This window comes from Rhodococcus rhodochrous (assembly GCF_014854695.1).
In the GTDB taxonomy this organism is placed as follows: domain Bacteria; phylum Actinomycetota; class Actinomycetes; order Mycobacteriales; family Mycobacteriaceae; genus Rhodococcus.
This window is the reverse complement of sequence record NZ_CP027557.1, coordinates 2,133,155-2,155,510: the sequence shown is the minus strand read 5'-3', so window position 1 is coordinate 2,155,510 and position 22,356 is coordinate 2,133,155. Positions and strand designations below refer to the sequence as shown.

General features: G+C 57.8%; 27 protein-coding genes. 2 read left to right on the top strand and 25 right to left on the bottom strand.

Going from position 1 to position 22,356, the window contains the following annotated elements:
• Positions 1 to 71: 71 nt before the first annotated feature.
• The 19 genes from C6Y44_RS10105 to C6Y44_RS10020 all read right to left on the bottom strand — a co-directional run bounded on the left by C6Y44_RS10105 (position 72) and on the right by C6Y44_RS10020 (position 17,418).
• Positions 72 to 425: a histone-like nucleoid-structuring protein Lsr2 gene (locus C6Y44_RS10105; protein WP_192378824.1), complete on the bottom strand. Its 354-nt coding sequence runs from the start codon at positions 423 to 425 to the stop codon at positions 72 to 74.
• Positions 426 to 590: 165 nt separating this feature from the next.
• Positions 591 to 785 (bottom strand): hypothetical protein, encoded by a 195-nt coding sequence (locus tag C6Y44_RS10100; RefSeq protein WP_153008332.1) that lies wholly within the window; start codon positions 783 to 785, stop codon positions 591 to 593.
• Between the two features lie 10 nt (positions 786 to 795).
• Positions 796 to 1,650, bottom strand: coding sequence for a M23 family metallopeptidase (locus C6Y44_RS10095; RefSeq protein ID WP_192378823.1), 855 nt, complete (start codon positions 1,648 to 1,650; stop codon positions 796 to 798).
• Between the two features lie 679 nt (positions 1,651 to 2,329).
• The gene (locus C6Y44_RS10090; protein WP_192378822.1) at positions 2,330 to 2,683 is read right to left on the bottom strand and encodes a hypothetical protein; all 354 of its coding nucleotides are present in this window, start codon (positions 2,681 to 2,683) and stop codon (positions 2,330 to 2,332) included.
• A 9-nt stretch (positions 2,684 to 2,692) separates the two neighbouring features.
• Positions 2,693 to 3,232: a hypothetical protein gene (locus C6Y44_RS10085; protein ID WP_192378821.1), complete on the bottom strand. Its 540-nt coding sequence runs from the start codon at positions 3,230 to 3,232 to the stop codon at positions 2,693 to 2,695.
• Between the two features lie 38 nt (positions 3,233 to 3,270).
• Entirely contained in the window at positions 3,271 to 5,616 is a 2,346-nt protein-coding gene (locus tag C6Y44_RS28395; RefSeq protein WP_192378820.1) for a PKD domain-containing protein, read from the bottom strand.
• Positions 5,617 to 5,869: 253 nt separating this feature from the next.
• Entirely contained in the window at positions 5,870 to 6,271 is a 402-nt protein-coding gene (locus C6Y44_RS10075; RefSeq protein ID WP_192378819.1) for a hypothetical protein, read from the bottom strand.
• Between the two features lie 56 nt (positions 6,272 to 6,327).
• Entirely contained in the window at positions 6,328 to 7,101 is a 774-nt protein-coding gene (locus C6Y44_RS10070; protein WP_192378818.1) for a phage distal tail protein, read from the bottom strand.
• A 2-nt stretch (positions 7,102 to 7,103) separates the two neighbouring features.
• A complete protein-coding gene (locus C6Y44_RS10065; protein WP_192378817.1) occupies positions 7,104 to 9,833 on the bottom strand; it encodes a tape measure protein in 2,730 nt (909 codons plus the stop codon).
• A gap of 53 nt (positions 9,834 to 9,886) precedes the next feature.
• Complete coding sequence (locus C6Y44_RS28070; protein WP_225623773.1) at positions 9,887 to 10,057, bottom strand: hypothetical protein; 171 nt, start codon at positions 10,055 to 10,057, stop codon at positions 9,887 to 9,889.
• 92 nt (positions 10,058 to 10,149) lie between these two features.
• Complete coding sequence (locus C6Y44_RS10060; RefSeq protein ID WP_192378816.1) at positions 10,150 to 10,479, bottom strand: hypothetical protein; 330 nt, start codon at positions 10,477 to 10,479, stop codon at positions 10,150 to 10,152.
• A 64-nt stretch (positions 10,480 to 10,543) separates the two neighbouring features.
• Positions 10,544 to 11,506 carry a phage tail tube protein gene (locus C6Y44_RS10055; protein WP_225623772.1) on the bottom strand — a complete coding sequence of 321 codons (963 nt, stop codon included), beginning with the start codon at positions 11,504 to 11,506 and terminating at the stop codon, positions 10,544 to 10,546.
• Complete coding sequence (locus tag C6Y44_RS10050; protein ID WP_192378814.1) at positions 11,493 to 11,642, bottom strand: hypothetical protein; 150 nt, start codon at positions 11,640 to 11,642, stop codon at positions 11,493 to 11,495. Before C6Y44_RS10050 ends, C6Y44_RS10055 begins: the two co-directional genes overlap by 14 nt.
• Positions 11,643 to 11,680: 38 nt before the next feature.
• Positions 11,681 to 12,190: a hypothetical protein gene (locus C6Y44_RS10045; protein WP_060651019.1), complete on the bottom strand. Its 510-nt coding sequence runs from the start codon at positions 12,188 to 12,190 to the stop codon at positions 11,681 to 11,683.
• The gene (locus C6Y44_RS10040) at positions 12,191 to 12,670 is read right to left on the bottom strand and encodes a phage virion morphogenesis protein (protein ID WP_192378813.1); all 480 of its coding nucleotides are present in this window, start codon (positions 12,668 to 12,670) and stop codon (positions 12,191 to 12,193) included. It lies immediately after the preceding gene.
• 2 nt (positions 12,671 to 12,672) lie between these two features.
• Positions 12,673 to 13,569, bottom strand: coding sequence for a phage protein Gp36 family protein (locus C6Y44_RS10035; protein WP_192378812.1), 897 nt, complete (start codon positions 13,567 to 13,569; stop codon positions 12,673 to 12,675).
• Between the two features lie 185 nt (positions 13,570 to 13,754).
• On the bottom strand, positions 13,755 to 14,480 hold the full coding sequence (locus C6Y44_RS10030; protein WP_192378811.1) for a hypothetical protein: 726 nt from the start codon (positions 14,478 to 14,480) through the stop codon (positions 13,755 to 13,757).
• A 180-nt stretch (positions 14,481 to 14,660) separates the two neighbouring features.
• On the bottom strand, positions 14,661 to 15,197 hold the full coding sequence (locus C6Y44_RS10025; RefSeq protein WP_192378810.1) for a hypothetical protein: 537 nt from the start codon (positions 15,195 to 15,197) through the stop codon (positions 14,661 to 14,663).
• Positions 15,198 to 15,387: 190 nt separating this feature from the next.
• A complete protein-coding gene (locus C6Y44_RS10020; protein WP_192378809.1) occupies positions 15,388 to 17,418 on the bottom strand; it encodes a phage tail fiber repeat family protein in 2,031 nt (676 codons plus the stop codon).
• 127 nt (positions 17,419 to 17,545) lie between these two features.
• Here C6Y44_RS10020 and C6Y44_RS10015 point away from each other — a divergent pair, with 127 nt between their 5' ends.
• Complete coding sequence (locus C6Y44_RS10015; RefSeq protein WP_156666216.1) at positions 17,546 to 17,710, top strand: hypothetical protein; 165 nt, start codon at positions 17,546 to 17,548, stop codon at positions 17,708 to 17,710.
• A 43-nt stretch (positions 17,711 to 17,753) separates the two neighbouring features.
• On the opposite strand, the gene C6Y44_RS10010 is transcribed toward C6Y44_RS10015, so the two are convergent.
• Positions 17,754 to 18,221, bottom strand: a complete 468-nt coding sequence (locus C6Y44_RS10010) for a restriction endonuclease (RefSeq protein ID WP_192378808.1) — start codon at positions 18,219 to 18,221, stop codon at positions 17,754 to 17,756.
• Positions 18,222 to 18,302: 81 nt separating this feature from the next.
• On the opposite strand from C6Y44_RS10010, the gene C6Y44_RS10005 reads away from it, so the two are divergent.
• Positions 18,303 to 19,043 carry a hypothetical protein gene (locus C6Y44_RS10005; protein ID WP_192378807.1) on the top strand — a complete coding sequence of 247 codons (741 nt, stop codon included), beginning with the start codon at positions 18,303 to 18,305 and terminating at the stop codon, positions 19,041 to 19,043.
• 52 nt (positions 19,044 to 19,095) lie between these two features.
• Here the strand turns inward: C6Y44_RS10005 and C6Y44_RS10000 are convergent, their stop codons facing one another.
• From C6Y44_RS10000 to C6Y44_RS09980, 5 genes are read right to left on the bottom strand one after another with little or no spacing between them, the layout of a single operon-like run.
• A complete protein-coding gene (locus tag C6Y44_RS10000; RefSeq protein ID WP_192378806.1) occupies positions 19,096 to 19,518 on the bottom strand; it encodes a DUF7210 family protein in 423 nt (140 codons plus the stop codon).
• An 8-nt stretch (positions 19,519 to 19,526) separates the two neighbouring features.
• A complete protein-coding gene (locus C6Y44_RS09995) occupies positions 19,527 to 19,700 on the bottom strand; it encodes a hypothetical protein (protein ID WP_160329000.1) in 174 nt (57 codons plus the stop codon).
• A gap of 11 nt (positions 19,701 to 19,711) precedes the next feature.
• Positions 19,712 to 20,644 (bottom strand): hypothetical protein, encoded by a 933-nt coding sequence (locus C6Y44_RS09990; RefSeq protein WP_192378805.1) that lies wholly within the window; start codon positions 20,642 to 20,644, stop codon positions 19,712 to 19,714.
• 20 nt (positions 20,645 to 20,664) lie between these two features.
• Positions 20,665 to 21,039 carry a DUF2190 family protein gene (locus tag C6Y44_RS09985; RefSeq protein WP_192378804.1) on the bottom strand — a complete coding sequence of 125 codons (375 nt, stop codon included), beginning with the start codon at positions 21,037 to 21,039 and terminating at the stop codon, positions 20,665 to 20,667.
• Positions 21,040 to 22,302, bottom strand: coding sequence for a phage protease (locus tag C6Y44_RS09980; protein WP_192378803.1), 1,263 nt, complete (start codon positions 22,300 to 22,302; stop codon positions 21,040 to 21,042). It abuts the gene before it with no gap.
• Positions 22,303 to 22,356 lie beyond the last annotated feature (54 nt).

Below are 22,356 nucleotides of genomic sequence, written 5' to 3'. Positions count from 1 at the left end.
GCCAACAGGGGCCGGTGGGGTCTTCCGAGCGGGGTAGGGGAGTCGGTGTTCTACTTTTGTTCCTAGCTTGCTTAGCCTTTGTGCGCCTCGTCATAAGCGTCCTGGATGTCCTTGGCGATGCGTCCCCTCGCGCTCACCTCGTATCCGTTCTTCTGCGCCCACTCGCGGATGTTAGCGAGCTCTTCCTTGCTCCGACCACTAGCGGACGACGCTCGACGCTGCCGGGTTGCACCCGTGCTCCGGCTCTCTTCCGTCGCGTGCTTCGTCCATTTGTCGAAGTCCTTAAAGAACTCTTCCTTGTTCTTCACGCCCAGGTCGATGGAGTAGTCCTTGCCCTCAATCGAGAAGCGAACCGTCCCACCTCCCAGATCAGGATCAATCGTTTCGCCGCTTACGTCGTCGATCAGAACAACTTTCTTCGCCATTACAGGCTCCCATCTATGTGAACAAACTTTGTGCTCACGTTAGCATAAGAGCCTTGAGGGCTCTGTACAAGCAACTTGTTCATTCAGTGCGTCATTGGACACAAAAAGAGCGCCTGGTAGGTCAGGCGCTCCGATAGGTACTAAATACGCGTTGTTCTGCTGGGTTTACGATTCGGACTTCTTCATGTAGCCCGCACCGAACGCGATGATGGCCGTGATTGCCGCGGCGACTTCAGCCGGCATGTCGATGCCCGCAAGACCTGCGACCCAGATCAACACGATGGCGATCGACCCTGCGATACCAGTCGCTGCGACCTTCGCGGTTGGTTTTGCCGTTGCTTGTGAATACGTGTGGCTCATATGATCCTCCTTACTTAAAAATACTTGTCAGCTTGTCCGCGATACCCTGCACGATTGTGAGAATCTGCTTGAGCATCGTGTTGTTCTCGTTAGCGATCGCCATGTAGTCGTGCGCCTTCTGCTCGGCAGCTAGGCGTGCCGCCTCTTCCTCAGCCGCGATACGGTCGAGCTCTTCCTGTGCCTTGCGAGCGGCTTCTTCAGCTGCCTTGCGTTCCGCTTCCTTTCGCGCTTCCTCAGCCCGACGGTTAGCCTCCGCTTGGGCTGCGGCAGCCTTATTAGCTTCGAGTTGTCGCTTCTCAGCGGATTTCGCGAGGTCACTTCGCACAAAGTCGACTGGGTAGTTACGGTAATGTGCAATTCCACCCGCGTCTGCATCACGTTCAAGGATGTCTCGATACGCTTGCTGGATCTGCGCGTCCGTGGCGTTCTGTGTGGTCTCGATGTATGGAGTGATATTGATACGTCCAGCGAACCCATTATTAAAGTTCGGGTTTAGAGGCAGCATTTCAAAGTGCAGGTGCGGTCCTGTGGCTGCACCTGTCGCACCGACGTAGCCGATCAGTTGTCCCTTGCTGACACGTTGCCCCTTATTGATTACAGTTCTGCTGAGATGAGCGTAGCCAGCGTATGATCCCCCGTGATGAATCAGAACGCAGATGCCCGCGGGGCTTCCCATCCACGAATGATTTTGCCCCCACCCTTCGTACGAGACCGTACCTTCGTCTGCCGCGTAGACAGGTTCGCCGTTGTTTGCGGCAAGGTCTATACCGTTGTGGCCTGATTGGCCGAACTGCTTGTAGTAGGCGGCATTACCACCAAACCCTTGACTGATTGTGAACTTGTTGAGTGGCCATCTAAATGCCATATATTACCCCCTTAGTTTCTTAAATCCACCGGCTCACTACACGGAGCAAGTGGTGGTACTTGATAAATGTTGCGGAATGCCGAGATTGGCTCGTCTTCATAGCGCCACGCTACGTATTGGGTGTCTGCCAGTCCCCCGCTGCGAAGAACACAGGCGATGACCGGTGTCCGGCCGCTCGCTCCTGGGAGACCATCTTCACCGTCCGCTCCAGCCGGCCCGGTGCATCCGAACGAGGCGCAATATGCAGTCACCTGTTGCTGGATCTGCGCATCCGTAACTGGTACAGCGTCCCTACCGTCACGTCCCGCTGCGCCTGAAGTCCCATCTTTACCTGCGACTCCGGCTTCTCCTTGACATCGGTTCTCCGCACAGTAGCGGGTCACCGCGGCATAGACTACTGAGGCACTTGGAGCCTTGCCTTCACAGAGCCCGGACTGTGCGCAGTAGTCTGCGACGGCTTGTCGGACTTCCTGTGGGCTCGGGCGGTCGCCCTTATCGCCCTTTGGTCCCTGCGCGCCCTGCTCCCCCTTGACCGGCGTCGTCGGCGTAATAGTTACCGGGTCACGGTCTTGTTCGAGTGCCTTGTTGGTCACATAGACATTGCCCCAGATGACGCCAACGATGAGTGTCGCTACGGCTACGCCTAATCCAGTTCGCACTAATGCTTTACGCGACACCTTCATAGCGTCTTCACTCCATTGATAAGGAGCTGATACAACGTGGCAAGGAACATCACCCCCATGCCGCCCGCTACCCACCAGAAGAACTTGCGGATCGGCTCGTACGGTGAGAGCTTGATAGTCAGCTCATCTTTTTTCACGTAGTCGTTGCGTACCTCAGCCCTTAGCTCGGCTAAAGCCTCGCGCATGATCTCATTGTTCTCTTTCAGTAGCGCCTTTATCTCCGCACTATCCTTCGCCGCCTGCTCGCGATCAAGGGTGCGATCCCGGCTCGCCTGCGCAATAAAGTCCGTCAACTCTTTGGTGACGGCCTCTAGTTCGTAGCGTTTAACGGGGAGTTCACGGTCTGGCATGAGATCCCCTTATGCGTACGCCTCGTAAAATAACGCCAGGTTTGAGGCGTTTGATACATTGATCGTGAACCCGTCGTTGTCCATTGAGACCTTAGCAATTTGCAGCATTGGTGTGCCACCGGTGGCGTTATAGCGCTGCAGACAATAGGACGTGCTACTCCAGCGATACCACTGACCTGCTCCAGGGTCAGCAACCCATCCGCGACAGTACTGTGCATCTGCGGTAAAACCACCGTCAGTTAATGCGGGGAATCCTGTCATGTTACTCTCTAGGACACCTAAGCGAACAAGTTTTGGCTTAAATCCGACACCAGTAATCGACTTGTTGCCCGTCGTGCTTACTGTCGAGCTAGCAATGGTGCCGATTTTATATCCATCACCTCGCATCGCTGGAGTGATGGCACCGGCTGGGATATTCTCCGCCACCCCCGGCGCCAACCCCGCCACCGTCGTCCGCTTATCCACCCCGGCAGACACATCGCGAATCGGGAGTACATCACCCGCATCAGCGGTAGGTAGTAGCGGTTGGTCGGTAAACTGTTTTGCCATATGTAATTGTTCCTCTTTGTTCGTAATATAACAGACCCTTAGCTTGGTGAAGTAGGGATCTTCTCGAATTGCTCGTTCAACAGGGTCTCCTGAATATCCGCCACGATTCTCTGCTGGCTATCGAGCACTCCTCCAAGCTGCACGGTCACTTTTCGCGGCGTGTAGCTCAGGCTCACGATCTGCAGGACCAAGCCGTCGATGAAGTTGTCGAAGTTCCGAAAGCCCACCATCTGCCCAAGCTGGATCGTCTCGATGTCATACGCCCCACTACTCACCTCAAGCGTGGTGGTGTAGATCGGCTGGCTGTAGAGGCTCATCATCTTCTGGGCGTAGCGCTGGGCCGTGGCCTCCAATGTGATACGCCGGTCGGTAATGCGGTGTACCTTCCGGCCCCACTGCATCACGCTCGTGATATCGATGTACTCCTTATACAGCTGTGGGCCACCGGGACTCGTCTCCCCGCCGATCACGTGCACCACGTTGATCAGGTTCTCGATCGACTGCTTCGGGTTGATGACCTTGATGTCTTTGCGTTTCGTGAACACATGATGCGGCTCGGTGGCGACTTCCTTCAGATAGATCAGGTTGTCCGCCACGTTCCCGTACCAGTACCACCCTTCAGGCGATTGGTTGTACAGGCCCTTCACGGCTTCGAGCTTGGTGTTGAGTTGGAACTTCTGCGTGATGCTCAGGCCGGTGGCGTCGATGGAGTCGTTCGACCACGTCATCTCGCCGGGGTCGGTGTCGAGCACCGTCTTGAGGATCTCCTCAGGCGGCTGCGCGCTGTAGATCACCGTCGTCGCGCTCCCCGCCCGCACGAAGTCATCCGTGGCAAGCCCTATCCCATGGCTCTCGATCGTCACGGTCACGCCAGTCGTTTCCCCGTAGCTCGCTTCGTAGTCGATGATCTTGCCGCTGAACACGCGCCGGCCCATCGGAGCACCGGTCGAGACAATGTACGGATTCCCATCCTGATCCACGTACGGCACGCCGTCTTGATCGACCAGCTCCTCATACCCGCCGTACACCGCGTAGATATCCACCAGGTAGCCCATCTGCACGTCAGTGTCTTCGCCTACGGTGTTCGAGGTTTCGCTGGTGATATAGTAGGCCTCGCCGTCCTGGTCCACATACGGTTCGCCCGTGTGATCAACCAATGGTTCGCGTACTTGAATCGTCTGATTAGCTGAACGAGCGAGCAGCACCGTCGTCGTGGTTCCTGGGGTGTTGATCTGCTGCGTCCACTCCGGATCGTCCTTCACGTCGTTCCATACGCCGTAGTAGCTGCCATCCGGGCGGCGGACCTTGTAGATGTATTCCTTCTTGTTCTCTGTACCGAGATTCGACCAATCCAATTCGCCAGGTGGAGGGGGCGGGCCTTGTTCGACGGTGAGCTCGCCGTCTGCCGCTGCAGACGCGTCCCCTCCGGCATCCCAGACGTTGTACGTGAAGTGGGGCATCCCGTCTTCTGCTTCCGAAGCATCTCCCCCGAGCGTCAGGGTAATCGCACCAGGCTTCACGGTTAAGGTGCCATCGGCTTCTGCGGTGGCATCGCCCCCGAGGTTGCTGATCGTCTTCACGGACACCGAGATGAAGCCGGCCAACGCCTTCGTCGTGGTGCCAAGGGAATTGGTGACTTTCAAGCTGACCGTGTAGCTACCTGCCGCGGTGTACGTCTTCGTTGGATTCTGTGCGGTGCTGGTCGTGCCGTCTCCGAAGTTCCAGAGCCACGATGTTGGGATGCCGGTGCTGGTGTCCGTGAAGTTCACGGTCAATGCCGTGGGACCACTCGTAGGTGAGGCACTGAAGTTGGCTACCGGTAGCGAAGGGCCGATGAAGTTCCAGCCGGTGTTGTTGCCGGAGTTCGTGGAGTTATACGCGCTCCAGGTGGCCCCACCGGTAGCGGCGGAATCCTTGATGTCGACATATGAGACGTTGATATAGCCCGCGCTCGATAACGTGTACTGGTCTCCTGCAACCCATGATCTGAGCTTGAGCGGGTGCGACGATGACCCGTTCACTAAGAAGTCATCGAACGTACTGGTCGATCCGTGAGTGAACTGGAGAGTGTGATTGCCATTGCTGAGCGACTGAGCCGTAAAGGTGCCGTACTGACGCGTACCGAAGGCTGTTATCTGTAATGTCGCGTCACCGGCCATTTGGTGGCCGAAATATATGTTGAGGGCGTGTATTTTTCCGCCAGAAGGAACAGTGATGCTGTTGCTCCCGGCATACCGCACATAAACGTTGATCGTGGCCGTGCCAGGCGTGAATGAGAACAGTGCATGGTTGTCGTAGTGGAAGTAACCGTTGCTCCAACCCGTGAGCCAGCCGAGATTGAGTGTGCCCGAGCCAAGGTTGATCGCGCGGGCAGCACCGGACACAAGTCGTGAGTCGAAGTACGCAGCACTGAGTGTCTGTGATCCAAGGTTGAACGTGCCTTTGGTATGCCTGAGCGCTCGACACTCAGCCGTCGCATCTACCGTCACCGTCACTGGCTGATCGAGGTAGACATCATCGTTTCGTGTAGGGACACTCGCGCCACCAACACCCCCACTGGTCGTAGACCAGTGGCTTGTGTCGGTCCAGGTACCTGAGCCATTTACCCAATATCGACTGGCCACCTAGCCGCTCCCCCTACAGCTTGAAGATTCGGTTAGCGGTATTGCCCCAGGCCAGATTGATGTCGCCAGAGTTCGGTGTCACCGGAAGCCCGGTGGCTGAGGTGGTGTACCAGATCAATCGCGATGTGCTCGCCGTGCCCGTATCCTTGTACAGCACAACCATTTCGGCGCTGGCACCTGATACGCCGGTCAGCGTCACGTCTGCTGCATCCGCTACACCTGCCGTTGCCGTCTTACCGGTCAGGTTGCCGCTCGTCGCGATCCGCGCCGGCATAGGGATGTCACTCAGGTTCGCGTGAGTTGCAGCGTTCACCGTGTACGCGCCTGTATCGACAAGCACGGCCTTGATGTTGTCATTCGTCCAAGAGATCGATCCGTCTAAAAATCCTTCTCGCCCTTTATCATACAGTGGCATATACGTGTTTCCTGTTTACTGCTTTTCCTCAATATATGGCAGCGCCCCTCTATCGCCTAGAGCCATCGCCGCACATACTCCACGCCGATCGTCATGTCCCGCGCACCGAAGTCATCCATCACGCCGATGCTGCCTGGACCCGGCTCCCATACCGGGAACTGCCCTATGAAGTCCATCGGGATGTTGTTCACGTAGATGCGTTTGCCGAGCGTGTCGATCTCAAGCTTGTCCCCGGCAGTCCAATCCCGCGTCACCGCAACACCGCGTCGAGTCACGTCATTCGTCACGGTCACCGTCTTGTTCGTGCCCCCGGTAAGGGTGTTGATCGTCAGGACAATCGTCGGCTCCGCCTGGTACGTCCCGCCGATGTTCACGCCCAGCGAGGCGGTCGAAGTCGTGATTGCGGTCGGGGCAAGCAGGGTGCTGGCGTAGGTGTCCGTTCCTACCCCGCTTGGGCACAGGAATTCCACGGAGAAGCCGGCAGAAGCCAGTCCCCGGTCGTTGGCGAGCATGATGTTCTGGGCCGTCGAGATGAAGCGGCGAGTGTCCCCCGCGTACTGGATATCGAGGGCTTGGTTCGGCACGCTCAGTGCGGCCTTGAACTGATCCATCAGGTGCTGGGTGGCTTCGATGGAATCGGTACGCAGGATGCCTTCTACCGTGAAGACTTTCGGTTCAAGTTGCGCCTTGACGATGACGGCACCGTCGGACTCCGCCAGTTTGTCCGCCTGGATGTTGTTACGGGGCGCAGAGAAGACGTTCGTGCGTGTGGTGCGTACGTTGGTCGTCTGCAGGCTGTACGGGCCGTAGGTGACGGGGATTGCGCTCATACTTATGCTCCTTTCAGTGCGAGTCGTTGGGCTCGGTTAAGTCGTTCGGCGAAGTAGTCGATGTCCGTACGGTCAGCGAACGTCACGGGGCCGGTAATATTGACGGTGACTCCCCCGCCGCCTTGATTCAGTTCATTACGGGTGCGGTAAGCCGGAGTGACTTGCGCGCCTTGAGGCAGGCGGACAATCTCGGGGCCGTTCTCACCGACAAGGGTCGCGCCACCCTGCCAGTAGGCGGTACCGCTGGCGTTCTTGCCGAGTACTTTGCCCATGGTGAGCGGACTTGAGTTCGCGTCGAAGCCTTTGGGTTTCACTTCTTTTCTATTGAGTTCGTCGATTGAAAGACCGATGTTGCGGAAGCCACCAGCGGCGTTATTGGCTGCATCCCGCGTTTGGTTCAACGCCGCCTGCTTCACCGCCTCTGCCTTCGTGAGCTCGTCACGCTTCTTAGCGGCCTCCGACTCAGCGGCTTGTTTCTCTTGAGTCTTGTTCTTCACGTCCTCATTCGCTTGAGCCAACCGCTGCTCCGCTTCCCGAAGCTGGTGCGCTGCCTCACGTGCTTCAAGCGATTTAGGGCCGTACTGTGCCACCGTCTCGTTGTACGTACGTTGTGCGCGTTCGACGGCCAAAGCTGAGCCTTCTGCAGCAAGTACAGATCCGTTGAGTGCGTCTTGGGCGAGCTTGGCGTCACGGTTTGCCTGAGCGAGCGCGTCTTGGGCTGATTTATGCCTGGCGACTGCAGCAGCGGTCGCATCGTTCTGCGCTTGAGCTTTCCAGAACATTGAAATCAGTCCAGCAACTGACACAGCGACGAGACCGATCGCACCAAATATTGCGACGTGGGCAGCTGTCCAAGCGATAGCCGTTCGTGCTGCGGATGCGACATGAGCCGCTGATGTCGCTCCAGCTTGCGCGATTGACGTGCCGCCAAAAGCGATTGCGGCTCGGTTCATACCCGCGAACGACAGTAGCCATGCGGTCCCCACCCTGGTGCTCTCGAAAAGCCACTTATGGCCGGCAAGCGCGGCAGAAGCAACTGACTTCGCTGCGTGAGCGGCGGCAGCGGCAGCCATCTTCGCGTGAGATGTCACCCATGCCACTGTCGCCGCTTCCGCCTGACGAACCCATGCCGCAGCTGCCGCTAGAGCACTGTCGGCAAGGCGGAGTGCCGCGACACCCGCAGCCTTCGACGCGGGATATAGACCTCCTACCCACGCTGCTGTTGATGAAGCCGCGGCAGCTACCCACGCTGCAGATGATTTCACCGCTGACGCGACTACAAGCGCGCCAGTTGCAGTCGCTTGTGCGCCGACCCGTACCAGCGCCGGTCCGAAGATCATACTCAACACGAATGCCGTAGCCCGGATCGCGCTTTCATGTTCTTTGAGCCACTGTTGCGCACTCTGTATTCCGTCACGGAACCTATCGACTCCTGCCTTAGCAGTCGAAATAGCCGAGGCGAGACCGCCCTTGAACTGCTGTGCAAGATCACCAGCTGTCTTCGACGTCCATTCCACCGCACTGTTGAAGCCATCTGCAGCCTTACCCACGATGTCGAACTTCTCTTGTAGGAACACGAACGCCCCCACAAGTCCGGTAATGGCGAGAATCCAGGGGTTCCACCCCATCGCGGACATGATCCCTGAGAAGGACTTTGCTTCCACTGCGAGCTTGGCAAAGTCCGTGACGATCTTGCCTACCTTGAACGCGGCGAATGCCGCAGCAGCCGTGATTGCTGCAGCCCGGACAGTGTCGAGGTTGCCCGCCAACCACTTCAGCGTGTCCACCAGTAACCGTCCACCGTTCTCGACGATGCTTGCGAGCCCGTCACCAATCTGGACGGCCGCTGCCTTGAGCTGCGGGTCTCCGAGTGCCTTGGCGAACTGTTCTACTGCTTTCGTCACCCGGTCGAACAAACCGCCCTGCTTGACGAGGAGCGGTTCGCCTTCGTCGAACTTCGAGTAATCGATCCCCACCAAAGAGAAGGCCAGGCTTCGGATTGAGCCCGTCAGTCCGGAGAGTCGCCCGGTCATGGTGTTGCTCATCTGCGCGATGGCATCGGCTGGCACCATGTCGCGCATCGCTTCATTGAACAGCTGCGCGGAGATCTCGCCGTCTTCCATCTTCTTCTTGACGTCCTGAATTGAGACCCCAAGCTTGTCGGCGAGCGCCGTAGTAATCGGCACGCCGTTCTCGATGAGCTGGAGCGCGTCCTGGGCGTAGAGCTTGCCGGCTGCATTCACCTGGCCGTACACGACTGCGAGCCGCTGCCAATCAGCACCGGTCGTCGCAACCATGCCGCCGAGTGTTTGGATGTCGGACTTCACCTCTTGGGCAGTACGTCCGTAGCCCATCAGGGTTTTGCCGGCTGCGGCTACGTCAGGGAAGGCGAACGGGGTGCCCCGAGCGAAGTCGTACAGGTCTGCGAACAGTTCCTTCGCGACCTTGGCGTCTCCGGTGAGTGCCCGGAATGATGCTGCAGTGACCTGCAGTTCGGTGGCGCTCTTCATTCCGAACGCCAATAGGCCTGTGCCTGCCGCGACAACTGCGGCACTCGCGGCCTTAGCCGCGGTTTCGATGAACCCAAAGTTGGACTTGAAGTCGTCTGCGGCAGCACGTGCGGCTGCAGACTGCTCTTGTTGTGCTCCGGCGACATTCTTGACGAGCTTCTTCAGTCCGTCAGATGCGTTGTCCAGGAGGTCGACGACGATGTTTATTCGATTGTTTGCCACGTCCGCTATTTATTGGAGATTCGGTTACAATCTCCCCTCTAAAGCCCAATTTATCACACTGCCTTAGCGGATTCCTGACGCGCATTATCAATGCGCCGCTTATCCCGCTCAAGTTCCCATACAAGCATGGCATGCTCGATTGCCGCTTGCGGTTCGTTGAGCGCCTCGACATATGAAAGATGGAACTCTTGCCGATACCGGTAGAGAACCATCTCATCAATCACATCACCCGGAATCTGGGACGTCAGTTCGTGAACGATCAGGTCGCGGTAGTGGGCCTGCTTCTCTTCGGCCCGTTGCGCAAGCTCCTGATCAGCTATGCTTTTGGGTTCGAGAACTCACTGCGAGAGACCACAGTAAAGATGTTCGTAATAACTGGCGCCGGAAGGGCTTCCAGGTCGTCTACTTCTGCGTCGACGGTCTCGCCGGCTACGAGCACCTTGCCGCCTGCGAACTGCTTCTTGGCGTACTTCTTGAAGACCTCAATCATCCCGCGGGTGTCTTCGTCCTTGATGCCCTTCAGTTCATCGCCGGAATCAAGTGAGTCAGCCGCACTAAACGAAGCGAACTCAAGGTAGTGGTCTTTCGTCCACCCGTCTGCAAGACCTTCCAGGCTAACGCGTACTTTCAAATCAAATCGTGACATCAAACTTCTCCAATTAAATATAACCCCAGTATCGCAGGGGTTATATCTTCGGTCAATATCGAAACTAGGCGGCGACGTATGACGCGGTCGCGTTTCGCAGCACTGCGTCGATCGACTTGTTCGTTGCGGTGTCGAACTCGCAGAAGAACTGCACCGTCTGAGTCACTACGTTGTCCCGACTCCGATCAGTGTCAATCTCGCGGAAGCGCACCTTGCTCGCCGTGAAGGTCAGGCTGGTGGTGTCGTTCGTCAGGGCGATACTCAGCGCCTTGACGGTGTTTGCGAGCATGTCCGTCTCGTGCTGGTCGGTGGTGTGGCGCACCACGAACTCACCGCGCGCCTCGAAGGTCCCTCGGTCGAACTCCGGCTCGTTGTTGGTTCCCAGTGCATCGAACTGTTCGCTTGGACGCTCGATGGTCAGGGTGAGGCTGCGTGCTTTCACCGGGGCCGCGCCGCTCAGGTTCCCGACCGTAGCGGCTAGCTTGAGGACGATGTTCTTGCTGGTGAACTCCTTCTCCGGTGCGATAGCCGGCGTCTCGGTGCTCGACACTCCGGTACGTGCCTTCACCGCGCACGAGACCTGCACCCAGCCCTTCTCCTCAGCGGTGAGCTCGAAGGTGTCAACGGTTCCGTAGCTATGGCGCTTCGCTCCTGCAGGACCACTCTGGGCAATAGTGAGGGTCTTCGGGATCGAGCTTTGGTTCACGGCGAAGGTGTGCGGATAGATGCCGCTCGATACCGTTCCGGTACTGACCTCGCCGAAGATGCCAAGGAGCAGGTAACCCACACCGCTATCGGTTACCTTGCCGCCGAGCGTTCCTTCTACCCAGGCGCTTGCTACTTCGCTGTCGTTCACGCGGTCCACCACGCCCATGGCGCTCTCGTTTTCGAGTACTTCCGTGCGTGGGTTGAGCGGCTGGTCTAGCCAGCGCAGCCATACCTGTGGGGCTACTGCCGTCCCTGGGGTTGTTTCAATGCCGAGACCTACGGCGTCTCGCCTACCGATATATGGATCAAATGTCGCCATCACCTACCTCTTGCTCTTCGAGCTGCTTTACTTTGTCTTCCAGGTCTGCAAGGTCTCGTGCTTCAATCTGCCCGATACCGGGAACGAAGTACGGCACAAGCTCTTGCTCTGGTTTCGTGGGAGTCTTCTTACTCATGTCACTCAATATATGGATATTGCTAGATACGTAAATAGCTACGCCGCCTCCTCGACATCAACCGGGTACTCAATCGTGAAGCGCACCCAGCCTTCTTGAGTGAGAAGTCCCTTGTCCCCATTCACGCGGGGCACCATGCCGTACTCCACGGACAAGTTCCCGCCTACTGCCGTAAGTCCCTTCGTTCCCATAGCCCGCAAGGCACCTTTCACGGTGTTGGGTAGGTACCGGCCCGTCTTTGGGTCACGAGCAGCGATGATGCGGCGGATCTTGCGGGAGGTCAGGTCATTCGGGTCGATGTTCGCGGTCCAGTCGTCCGCCTTATTGAAGATCACCTTGATCATGATCGTGTCCGTCACGTCGTCCTGGCCCCACGCCCCTTTGTCGGTGTCATCGTTGGTTTGGTCCACCACGATGCAGGGCAGGTTGAACGCCGGGATCTCGTCGGGGTCGCCGTCATAGAACTCTTTGAATGGCCCACCGCCTTCATGGGTACCGAAGGTTTGCTTCATCAGGTCGAGTATTCGTTGCGTAGTTTCTTCATACATCTAGGCACCTCCCTTCTCTTTAATCGTCTGCGCCAGGCGGCTATTGATGATGCGTACGATCTGCTGGTAGCGCTCATCCCCGTCTTCCACTTTCATCATGGGGCGATATGGAATGAGCGTCCGTGGGGCATCGCTTTGGTGGTACACGAAGTGCGCTGCCTTGTTGCTGATCGTCACCTGCAGCGGTTTAGACTTGTACGTGAAGGACTTCTGCATAACTCCCGTACGTACGAGCACTGGACGTCCGGGGTACTTCCGTGCTTTCCATGCCGCGTACTTGGTGCTCAGGCGCGGCCACCGCTCACCGATCGCCCCACCGCGCGAAGCAAACACCTCACCCGAGAAGAACCCCTTGAGGTACTTCCCCACGTCCTGCATGGCGGGCTGCATGTCCTTGACTTCCAGCCCCACGCTCTCGAGCATGGCCACGACATCCTTGTCCCCCGAGATGTTGATATGGACGCGGGTTGCATCAGCCATCGCTAGAACCTCTGGTCCATCGTGAAGGCACGGGGCTCATTCTCGCCTGGCCAATACGAAATGCCATCACCGGCAATCGAGTTACCAGTTTCATCTGTGATCGTCTGGTCGCGGTTCTGCAGTGCTTCCATCTGCGTCCGGGCGTCCTTCAACTTCACGCTGGCCGCTGCGGATCGTTCTCCGTACGCGTACTGGAGCAAGTAGCCGGCTGCCAGCTGGATGGTCAGGGTGCGGATGATCTCCGGTACTGGGTCGAAGGGTGTCGTGTAGGCACTGGACAGCGCAGTGTTGACCTCGCTCTCCGCAGCCCGGCGCTTCTGGTCCACCACCACGTCAGACAGGTTCGTGGCGTTCTCAAAGCCTGCTTCGCGCCGGATCTCGGTCAGGCTCGCGTAATGGCCAAAGTCATCGCCGCGGACCGGGATCGAATCGTTGAGCGAAGTCTCGTCCATCGTGGCCGCGTTGAAGTACGTGAAGCGGTACCAGTAGTTGGAGCTGCCCTGGGAGTCAGTGAAGTAGGTACTCAACTGGTCCGGGTCGATCGAGCGCGTGGCAAGCACAGCGAACATCTCGGTCGAGGGCACGCCCCCATCCACGTTCACGGCCCGGTAGATACGGATCAAATCGCCCAGCACGCTGGTCACGGGCTCGAAGCGCGCATGAGGCAAGGTCGTCGGGTTCGTCAGTGTCACCGTGGTCGCATCGTCAACACTCGCGATGACGGTCTTCTCGCACCCCTCCCGGCTAAGGTGGCCCAGGTACAAGATGTCCCCGGCTACGTAGCCTTCCGTGCTCGATAGTGTCAGTACCGTCGAGCCGGCTTCTGCGTCCTCGGCAAGCGTGGACCGCTCCCGGATATTGATCTCGCTGAAGGACTCGACGTTCAGTGTTGTGCTCATACAATGGATTACCTCTTAACTGCCCTCAATATCGTTTGTTTGGGGCCGAGGGTCAAGAGGGTGGCGCGGGTAGCGATCACGCCCAACTCACGCACGATCCCCAGCGATGAACTGGCGAGAGGGGCGGAGGCAAAGGATGTGGAGCCGAACATATGGCTTCAATATGGGGCGAAGTGGGAGGGGTGTCAACTGGCGGGAGGATCTTCAGGAGGATCTTCAGGAGGATCTTCAGTTTGCTGACCCTCCTTCTTCTCCGGCTCTTTTTCATCCTTCTTTTCTGCAGGCTTATCGCTAGCCAAGATTCCGCCCGGGTTCCAGCTGTCAATTCCCGCCAATGGGCGACCAAGGATCAATAGAACACCTGGAGCAGACACAAACAGAGCCAGCGCGAATATTATCAATGCGAGATGGCTGCCATTAAAGTTGTTGGAATTCAACTTAGCAAGCAACAGCCAAATTAGACCTGCTGACGCAGCGGATAGCACTAACACGGCGCCAACACCAAGCCATGCAACTATCGGCCACTTTTCTGCCTGCTTAACAAGTAGACCGCTAAGTTTTACTACGTTCGCAAGATAATCGCTACGCTGTTTTGCGTCCTCAGGCGAGATCTCGCCTTTACGATCGAATGCGCCTGCGAGTTTTCCTATTGACTCTGTCGCCGGACCTGGCGCAAGAAGATTGAGCACGGGAGAAGATAGAGGACTCCGCGCCGCAGAGCTGGGTGGATTGAGGTACTCCTCCAATACCACCCCCACCCCTTCCCAATCCAAATCCCCTCTCACAAACGTCATCCGCAGGACGCCTTCGTTGTCTACAATGACCGGGCCGCATTTTGTCCATCCCTGCCGACGGGCCTCTACGATTGCCTCTACATCCAGCGCATCAATAGTCATTCGTTCTACCGCCATGACTTGCCTCCCGCCTGGAGCCAACGAAGCAGATTAAGCGTACGCCTACACTCTGTCGCGCATGTCGGTTTTGAGACATGTCGTCCGCCTGCCGCCGATTACCAGACAGATATGATCCCAGCGTCATGCACGCGAGGACGGACAGTCCCTACGCTACTCATACAAGGAAAAGATGAACAGCTAGTAGTTCGTCTCTACCCAGTTGGAACCATCCCAGCGCTTGACGGGCTTGGTGACCCACTCGGTGCCGTTCCAGACTTTGACGGGTTTGGGAGCAAACTCGGAGCCGTCGAATACTTTTATCTGGCCTGATGTCTCGACCTGCTCGCCAGGTGTATAGATAAGCCCGATATTATAAGTCCTATTTGCTCCAGTTGCGTTGACGGATGTGTTTTGAGTGAAGCCACCGTTCGTGATGCCCCCTGCAGAGTCGCTGAGCATTGCAGTATGATTGAGATCCGACCGGACCGCATATCCGGTCAGGGCACTGCTTAAAAGGTCGGTAGCTGTTCGGTGGGCACCGATACGAACACCCCAAGATGTTCCATCAGTGACGTCCAGTCGTACAGGTGCCCAGCTCATGGTGGCTGAAGATGAGTTATTACCCATATTCATACCGCCATACCGAGCATTACGGTATACAGCGATCAAGAAGAAGGTTGCATGCTGCCATGAATTTGATTCATTGTCACTACCCGCCACCTTATGCGCCAGCACTGCTTGCACTCCCGGGGATGGGCTGCTCAGAGTATTCCAAGCAACCTCAGTATATCCCGCTGAAGATATCGGATAATTGCTGCTAGATCCAGTGTTCATCGCCAAGGTAAGGATTAGATCACCCGTCCTATGCACTGGGATTGCCGTCGTATTATCACCGGTTGCTACGCCTACGAAAGATATGGACATACTAGTTCGTATCCACCCAAAGGTCGTTCACACTTGGCGACGTGGGTGCCGTGGTTCCGACAGTTATACGCACCGTGCCATTCACCTTGCCGTCAAGAGCCGTCTGCAGGTTGGTGACGTTGGCTATGGAATGGGTGTGACTCGATGCCGCTTTGCCATCGAGCGCTGTTTGTAAACCAGTTACCGTGGAGATCGCCTGCGTCCCCGTGTGATTCGCTCGATTGAGCAGTGTCGCATCCGCGCTGTTCGCTGTTGCCCCTGTGGCGATGCCATCTAACTTGGTGCGGTCCGCGCTTAGGAACGAAGCCGTTGTCGCATCGAGCACGGTCTTATTGCTATGTGAATGTCGCGCTGCGGTGTTGGCGGTGACGTTGGTGTTCGCACTCACTGCGGTTTCGAAGTCCGTCACCTGCGCTGCGGTATGCGTGTGGGTAGCGCTCGCTTTTCCGTCCAGGGCCGTCTGGGTGGCCGTGCTGATCGGCTTATCCGCATCCGCAGTGTTGTCCACGCTGCCAAGTCCCACGTCGGCTTTTGCCAGGGTGACTGCGCCCGTCTTACCTGCGACTGACTTCACTGGAGCCAGTGCTTGGATCGCTTGATTTACCCGCTGCGCCGTGAAGGTGCGGGAAGTGGTCGCGGTGCCGGCTTCTGCTTCGGCCTGAGACGGTGCGGTGTAGGTGGTGTTGTTATCCGCGCCCCATGCCGGTACGCCGCTGACTACCTTGAGGACCTGTCCTTCAGATCCCCCACCAGGGACGGCGCTCACCGTGACCGCGCCCGTCTGCCCGTTCACGCTTGAAACCCCAGCAGTTGGGGTGAGGAGTTCTGACCAATCAGCCGCGGTGCCTGCGGTGCCGCCATTATGGATGAAGCTCTTGTTCAGATCGGTGCGTATCGCCACGTCACCTTCATCGGCTACCAGGGCGACCATCGCCGCTTCGGTAGCAACCGTGAAGACCTCAGTAATCGTGATGCTCGGAAGCTGCGATTGGTTCACCTTGCCCCCTGCATCGAGGGTGGCGACGCCGTTGTTCGCTCCGAGCAGGGTGCTTGCCACCTTGGCGTCGAGGGCAGTTTGAAGCCCTGAGACATTGGCGATGGTGTGCGTATGGCCTGAGGCCGCCTTGCCATCGAGTGCGGTCTGCAGTCCCGATACGGTCGATATGGCCTGCGTACCGGTGTGGTTGGACCGGCTCTTGAGGTTCGCATCAGTGTCGTTGGCCGTCGCACCCGAAGCAATGCCGTCGAGTTTGCTCTTATCCCCCGTCGTGAAGCTCGCCGTCGTGTTGTCCAGGACCGTCTTATTGCTGTGGGTGTGCCGGGCGCTCGTGCTGGCCGCGACGTCTGCATTCGCACTCACGGCAGAATCAAAGTTCGAGATGTTGGCGGCCGTGTGGGTATGACTCGATGCTGCCTTACCGTCCAACGCGCCCTGAAGCCCTGTGACGCTTGAAATTGGTTGCGAGCCGGTATGAGTCGCACGGTCGCGTAACGCCGCGTCTGGCACGTTCTGCGTCGCTCCTGCAGCGATTCCGGAGAGCTTGTCCTTCTCATCGTTGGTGTAGTCGTTAGAGCTCAGGCTCTTGCCGGCCTGTTTATCCACCTTGCCTTCGATGGCAGTCGCAAGGAGCCCGTCCTGGCTGTCCACGTAGGACTTGTCCGCCTTCCCGCTGATGTCCACGGGTGCCGGGATCTCGCTGCGGTCGGCCTTGCCTTCAAGCACAGTCTCGATATCGGTCAGGCTCTTCGCCGTCAGCCCTGCGATCACCTGCCACCCCGCGTCCACCGGCATGGCGAGCGACCCTTCCTGCGCGCGCAGGAGGGTCAGCTGTCGCCCCTCAACCGCCGTTATGTAGGCGATCTCCGAGTTATCGAAGCGTGGTGACACTTCGGGCGGGCACAGCGTCACGGGCATGTTCGGCTCGAAGCGGGCGTCATCTCCCGGCATCAGGATGAGCGTTTCGCCAGAGGTCGCAGGCGAAGGTGCGGTGTGAACGGTTCCAGAAAGTAGATTCACGTGGGTGTCAAACATATCTGCACCCAATTAAGCACAGAGCCTGGGGTTTTGGAACAGAAGTTCATCCGCCCGAAGGGCAGACAGTCACTGCGTATCTGTGGTCCACTACTCGTTCGATCTCCGACGAGCAAGGAGTACCGCCTTGAGTGATGTGCCCGCGCAGTACCAGAGAGACTTCGACTACCTGAAGAGCAAGTCCAATAACGGATCGCTCACCGCAGATGACCACATCTATAAGACGCTGAAAGCCAAGTCCTACAACCTTCCGGGCCTCGCCCGCGCGTTGGACAGTCTCAACGTCCGCTAGTCAGGCAGGCCGCGCCCCGGTGAAGTGCTGGAGCGCGGCTCCGTCATCCCAGGTACAGCAGCCAGAACACTGCCGCACCTACCAGCGCCAGCGTGAACAGCCCAAGCACTACCCAGTCGTCACGGGTGATCCCCACGAACGGCAGCGCCCACCACTTCGCTCCGTAGGGTCGGGCATGGCCGTTCACGGGGGTCACTCCCCCAACAGCGTCGATCACGAACAGCGCAACACTCATCGTGTCGGCGTAGGCCACTGCCTGGCGGGTGTAGCCGGACTTCGAGAAGAAGAACAGCTTTTGCCGGCCGCTCCCTCGGGCTCCGACCAATTGCTGCACCTCAGGCCGTCCGGTCGCGTTAGTCCGCCACTTCACCTGCGCCAGTGCATCATGGGCGCGAACATCTACTCCCCCGTCCGACCCGCCCGTTGTGGCCACGGCGTCAAGGAAACCCCACGATCTCATCGCTTGAGCGGCGTTCAGTTCGGCCTGATGGAAGTCGGTAGTCGGTTGCATCTAGGTTCAATATCGCACATGTGTTCGAGGCGCGGTAGAGTCAGCAGTCTTTGTCAGAGGCCAGTGCTACTTTCGTCCGCTATGAGCGCTCTTTCGGACTTCCTCACGGAGTCAAGTTTTTGGTGGGGCACAGGGGTCGGCACGATTGTTGCCGGCACTGCCGGACCACTCATCACAGCAAAGGCACTGAAGGCCAGCGATAGACGTAAGGCCAAGCAGGAAGACAAAACCAACCAGGACCGACGCGATTTCGAAGAGAAGCAGGCGAAGGCCGCACGCGAGCACGACGAAAAGGTTCAGCGCGAAAAGCGAGCGTATGAAGCCTGCACTGAGTTCTATACGCTTACGACCGAGATTCTTACCGGTGCAATCGACGTAGACGGGACTTTCAACATGGTCCGCGACACTGCACTCACGGTTAGCGGACAAGCTGACCCCAATGTCGAAGCCAAGATTGCGTTCGCCACCGAGCAGACTGAGAATCTGACGAAGCTCGGCACTGTGTACAACAAGGTCAAGTTCAACGCTCCGAAGCCGATCGTCGGATACGCGACCCAGCTGTTTCAATCTGTCTCTGCGGTCAACAGAACAATGACTGAACCATGGGCAAAGCTTGTTGCACTCAAGACGGCGAGTGAACAGCTAGGCATCTTCATGAACGGATACCGCACTCACTACGGCGAAGAACCGTACGTGGAGGAGGACGCCAATGTCGATTCCCAAACATTCCTCGGGCTACTTGAGAAGCAGCGGGACCAGTTCATTGAGGAGACCAAACGGGACCTGCGCGCCGCCGGATTCACCACGACGCCCTGGGGCTAGCGAAAAGAACGCCCCGTAGGGCGCTCTCGCTTCGTCTGTGACGTTCCAGGTTCTACTTCGACTTGGTAGTCGTCTTCGCCTGAGCCGTCTGTTGTGCAGGCTGTGACGGGGTCTTCTCCGCATCATCTGCCTTCGGTTCGTCCTGGGCTGGTGCCTTAGGCTCCGCTTCCTTGGCAGCTTCGACGAATCGTTTCTCCGCAGCTTCGACGATCTTCTGCGCAGCGGCTTCCGCATCGCTCACGATCTTTTCTGCCTGCGCCTGGGCCTTGGCGACGATCTCTTTGGCCTGCTCCTGAGCGGCTTCCGCCTCGTCGTTGGTAGCAGGTGCCTCGTCCAGAACACGGACTGCGCCTGCGCGGCGGAGTTCTTCGACGATCTTCGCGTCACCTTCGAACGTGTCACCTGGCTGGTACCAGGTGCCGTCGTGCTTAACGGCGCTTCCCAGGGTTACTTTCTCTCGCTTTGGTTCTGCCATATCACCTCCTACGCTGCTGCGTCTTCCAGTGCCTGAACGCGGGCTGCAAGTGCTTCGATAGTCTCCTGCAGCGTGCCGGCCTCGACGCCATTAGTGCTGTCTGCTTCTACCTGGACGCTGGCGGAGTCGACTTCGACTCCCACCAGCTTTGCGCCCTTGAATCCAACTTCTAGTCGTGCCATCTGATGACCTCCTACTCGTAGTCCGCGAATGCGTTCTTAAAGGTGTAGAAGGCTTCAGGGAGCAGCAGTTCGTAGTTGTAGTAGTCCTCAACCACGATCTTGGTGTACTCAGGATCGAAGATCTGGGTCTTGCGTACCTTGCGGCCGTTCTCAAGGGTGAACTTGTAGCCACCGTTGATCTCTTTACGGCTTGGCTTCGGAGTGACGTATGCCAACAGCACATCGCTACCCCAGATCTCGTTGATGTCTTCGGTAAGTCCTTCCGCAGCAAGGTTCGCTCGTGCCTGGCCGATCAACACGTTCGTGATGCCGAAGCCACCGAGCAATTGCTTGAGCTGGTCAAGACCGACCGCGCCGCCGACTGCCCACTTGAACTTGTCGAGCACCGAAGGGTGGCTCACGAGCTGCAAGAAGCTGTCTTGGCTGAGAGAGATGGTGTTTGGCTTACGGAACGGGAAGTGCGCCAGTGACACGCGAATGTCGTTGAGTGGGTCAGCACTTGGGTTGCTCCAGCGGCTTGCTCCCGTGAGTGCCGCCCCAGGGACGTTGCTGAGGTCGGTAACGTAGTCCGCAAGGTTCTTCTCGTCGACAAGTGCCATGCGTTCGAGGATGAACTCGGTCGTGTCGCTTTCTGGCGTGAACGGATCGTCGCTTAGCTCGTAGTCGTCTTTGGTGACTTCGCCTGATAGCGCGTGTTCAGCCAGTGGCTTGCCGTCTTTGTACTTACGGGTGTAGCTGACACTCTTGGCTTTCGAAAGACCGGTACGGGTCGTGTTCTCGATCAGCTCCAGGTTCTCTTTGCCGTACTCAGGCACCTTGAAGGTTGGTTTGCTCACCGGTACAACAGGAAACAGCTTGTCCGCGATGAAGCTCTCTTGCGAGTTGACCCACGCGTTGGCGACGTTTGTCAGCGCTGGATCGATGTAGATTGGTTGGTTTGCCATATTCAGTTGTCTCTACTTTCTTAGTATTTCTCGTTGTGTTTGATGTACTCAGCGATCTCGTTCTCGACCCCGGCACGCACCAGTCGGCCGATTACGCGGTTGCCCGTCGTAGTTGTGCCGATCGCTTCGCCGTCGCCGTTCGCGGTCAGGAAGGCACCTGCTGACGCGTTCGCGCCGAGCTTCACCTTGAATGAACCCACGCCGTTCGCCAGTACGACGTCGGCGGTCTGGCCGAGACGCGGGCTGTTGTCGAGCACGCCAAGGATGTTGTCGGTTGCTGACGTAGCAAGTACGACTTCGCCGTTGGCATCCAGCTTCACGAGGTGATAGCGCTTAGTTGATAGATCTGCGGCTGCTGGAGCGCTGTAGCGCTCGCCTGGTTGTACTGCTGCCATTTACTGTTCCTCCTCTTCGAGTTGTTGTTTCAGGGTCGCGTCGGCGTCGAGCACCTGCTTGCGCGCCGCCGAGTAGGCAATCGTGTTGCCAGCTGCGCGGGCGTCGGCCATGATCTTGCGAACGCGCTTATCGAGCTCTGTTGATGCTTCGACCGATACCTGCTGTCCTACGTCGCCCACTTCCTTGCCGAGCTGTTCGTTCTTTGGAAGGCCGGCTAGGAGCGTTTCAAGCGCTGTGCGCTGCTCGCCCTTCGATGCCAAGAGCACCTTCACGGTGTTGTCCTTCTCGCCGCTCTTGATCTGACCAGCGCTGATACGAGCCTGTACGAACTCTTCAGCCTTCTTGCGCTCGAGCTCAGCCTTCGCTTCGCGGCCTGCCTGTGCGTCGGCGCGGAGCTGTGCGATCTCTTCGTCAGTAATGCCGGTGATGGCGCTGGCCTGCACGTTCGTCTGAGTTGTGTCTGTCGTGTCCTCAGTCTGCTCGGTGGTTTCCGTAGCTTCGGTTGTCTCCGTGGTCTCGGTAGTGCCTTCTTCCAGACCGAACGTCTTGCGCTCTTCGTCTGTCAGTTCTGCTTTGTGCTCGCTCAGGAAGGTCTTTTCCTCTTCCGTGAGGTCTGCAACTTGTTTCGCTCGAATGTCTTCTAGCTTCATGCTGTCTCCTTTATCTTGCTTATCACCGCCGCCTTGGGCGTCCGCCTTCACCCGCTTAGTGGGGATTCGGGACGCCGTGATTGGCTTCAGCTTCTTGAATAGTGGAATGTTGGTCAGGGCCGCACCGGTAAGGACGTTGTCGACGAAGGCGAACTCCTGCTCGGGGTCTTCCCATGGGAAGCCGCGAGGATTGAACTCCGGACTTAAATATTTCCACTCACCGTCTTTGATGGCCTGCTCGGCTGCGGGAGTCCACTCCACATCAGCGAAGAGTCCGATCGTGCCATTGACGGCCTGGGTATAAAGTCGTTTCATCCAGCCCGCGGCTTTGTCGCCCATAGCGTGGCCGTAGTTGACGGGGGCTTGCTTGTTGTCTTCTTCGACAAGGCCCACTCCCTCGTCGAAGTTGGCGACCATCTCTTCGAGGTCCGTACCGGTTAGTTCAAAATCACCGTGCCATACTGTATTCCAGGAGCCGGCCTTCAGCAGGTTGATGGTCGTGGGGACGTTCCCCTGGCTATCTGCCTTAATACTCGTTTTAGTTACAAAGCCCTTCATATGTCCTTGAATATCTGAGGGCGGCGAGCAAATGTCAATACGGAAGTTGGACATGACGCCTAATTCTCTGCCCAAGTAGGCACTCAAAGCGTGCCGAGCCCGCCCCAC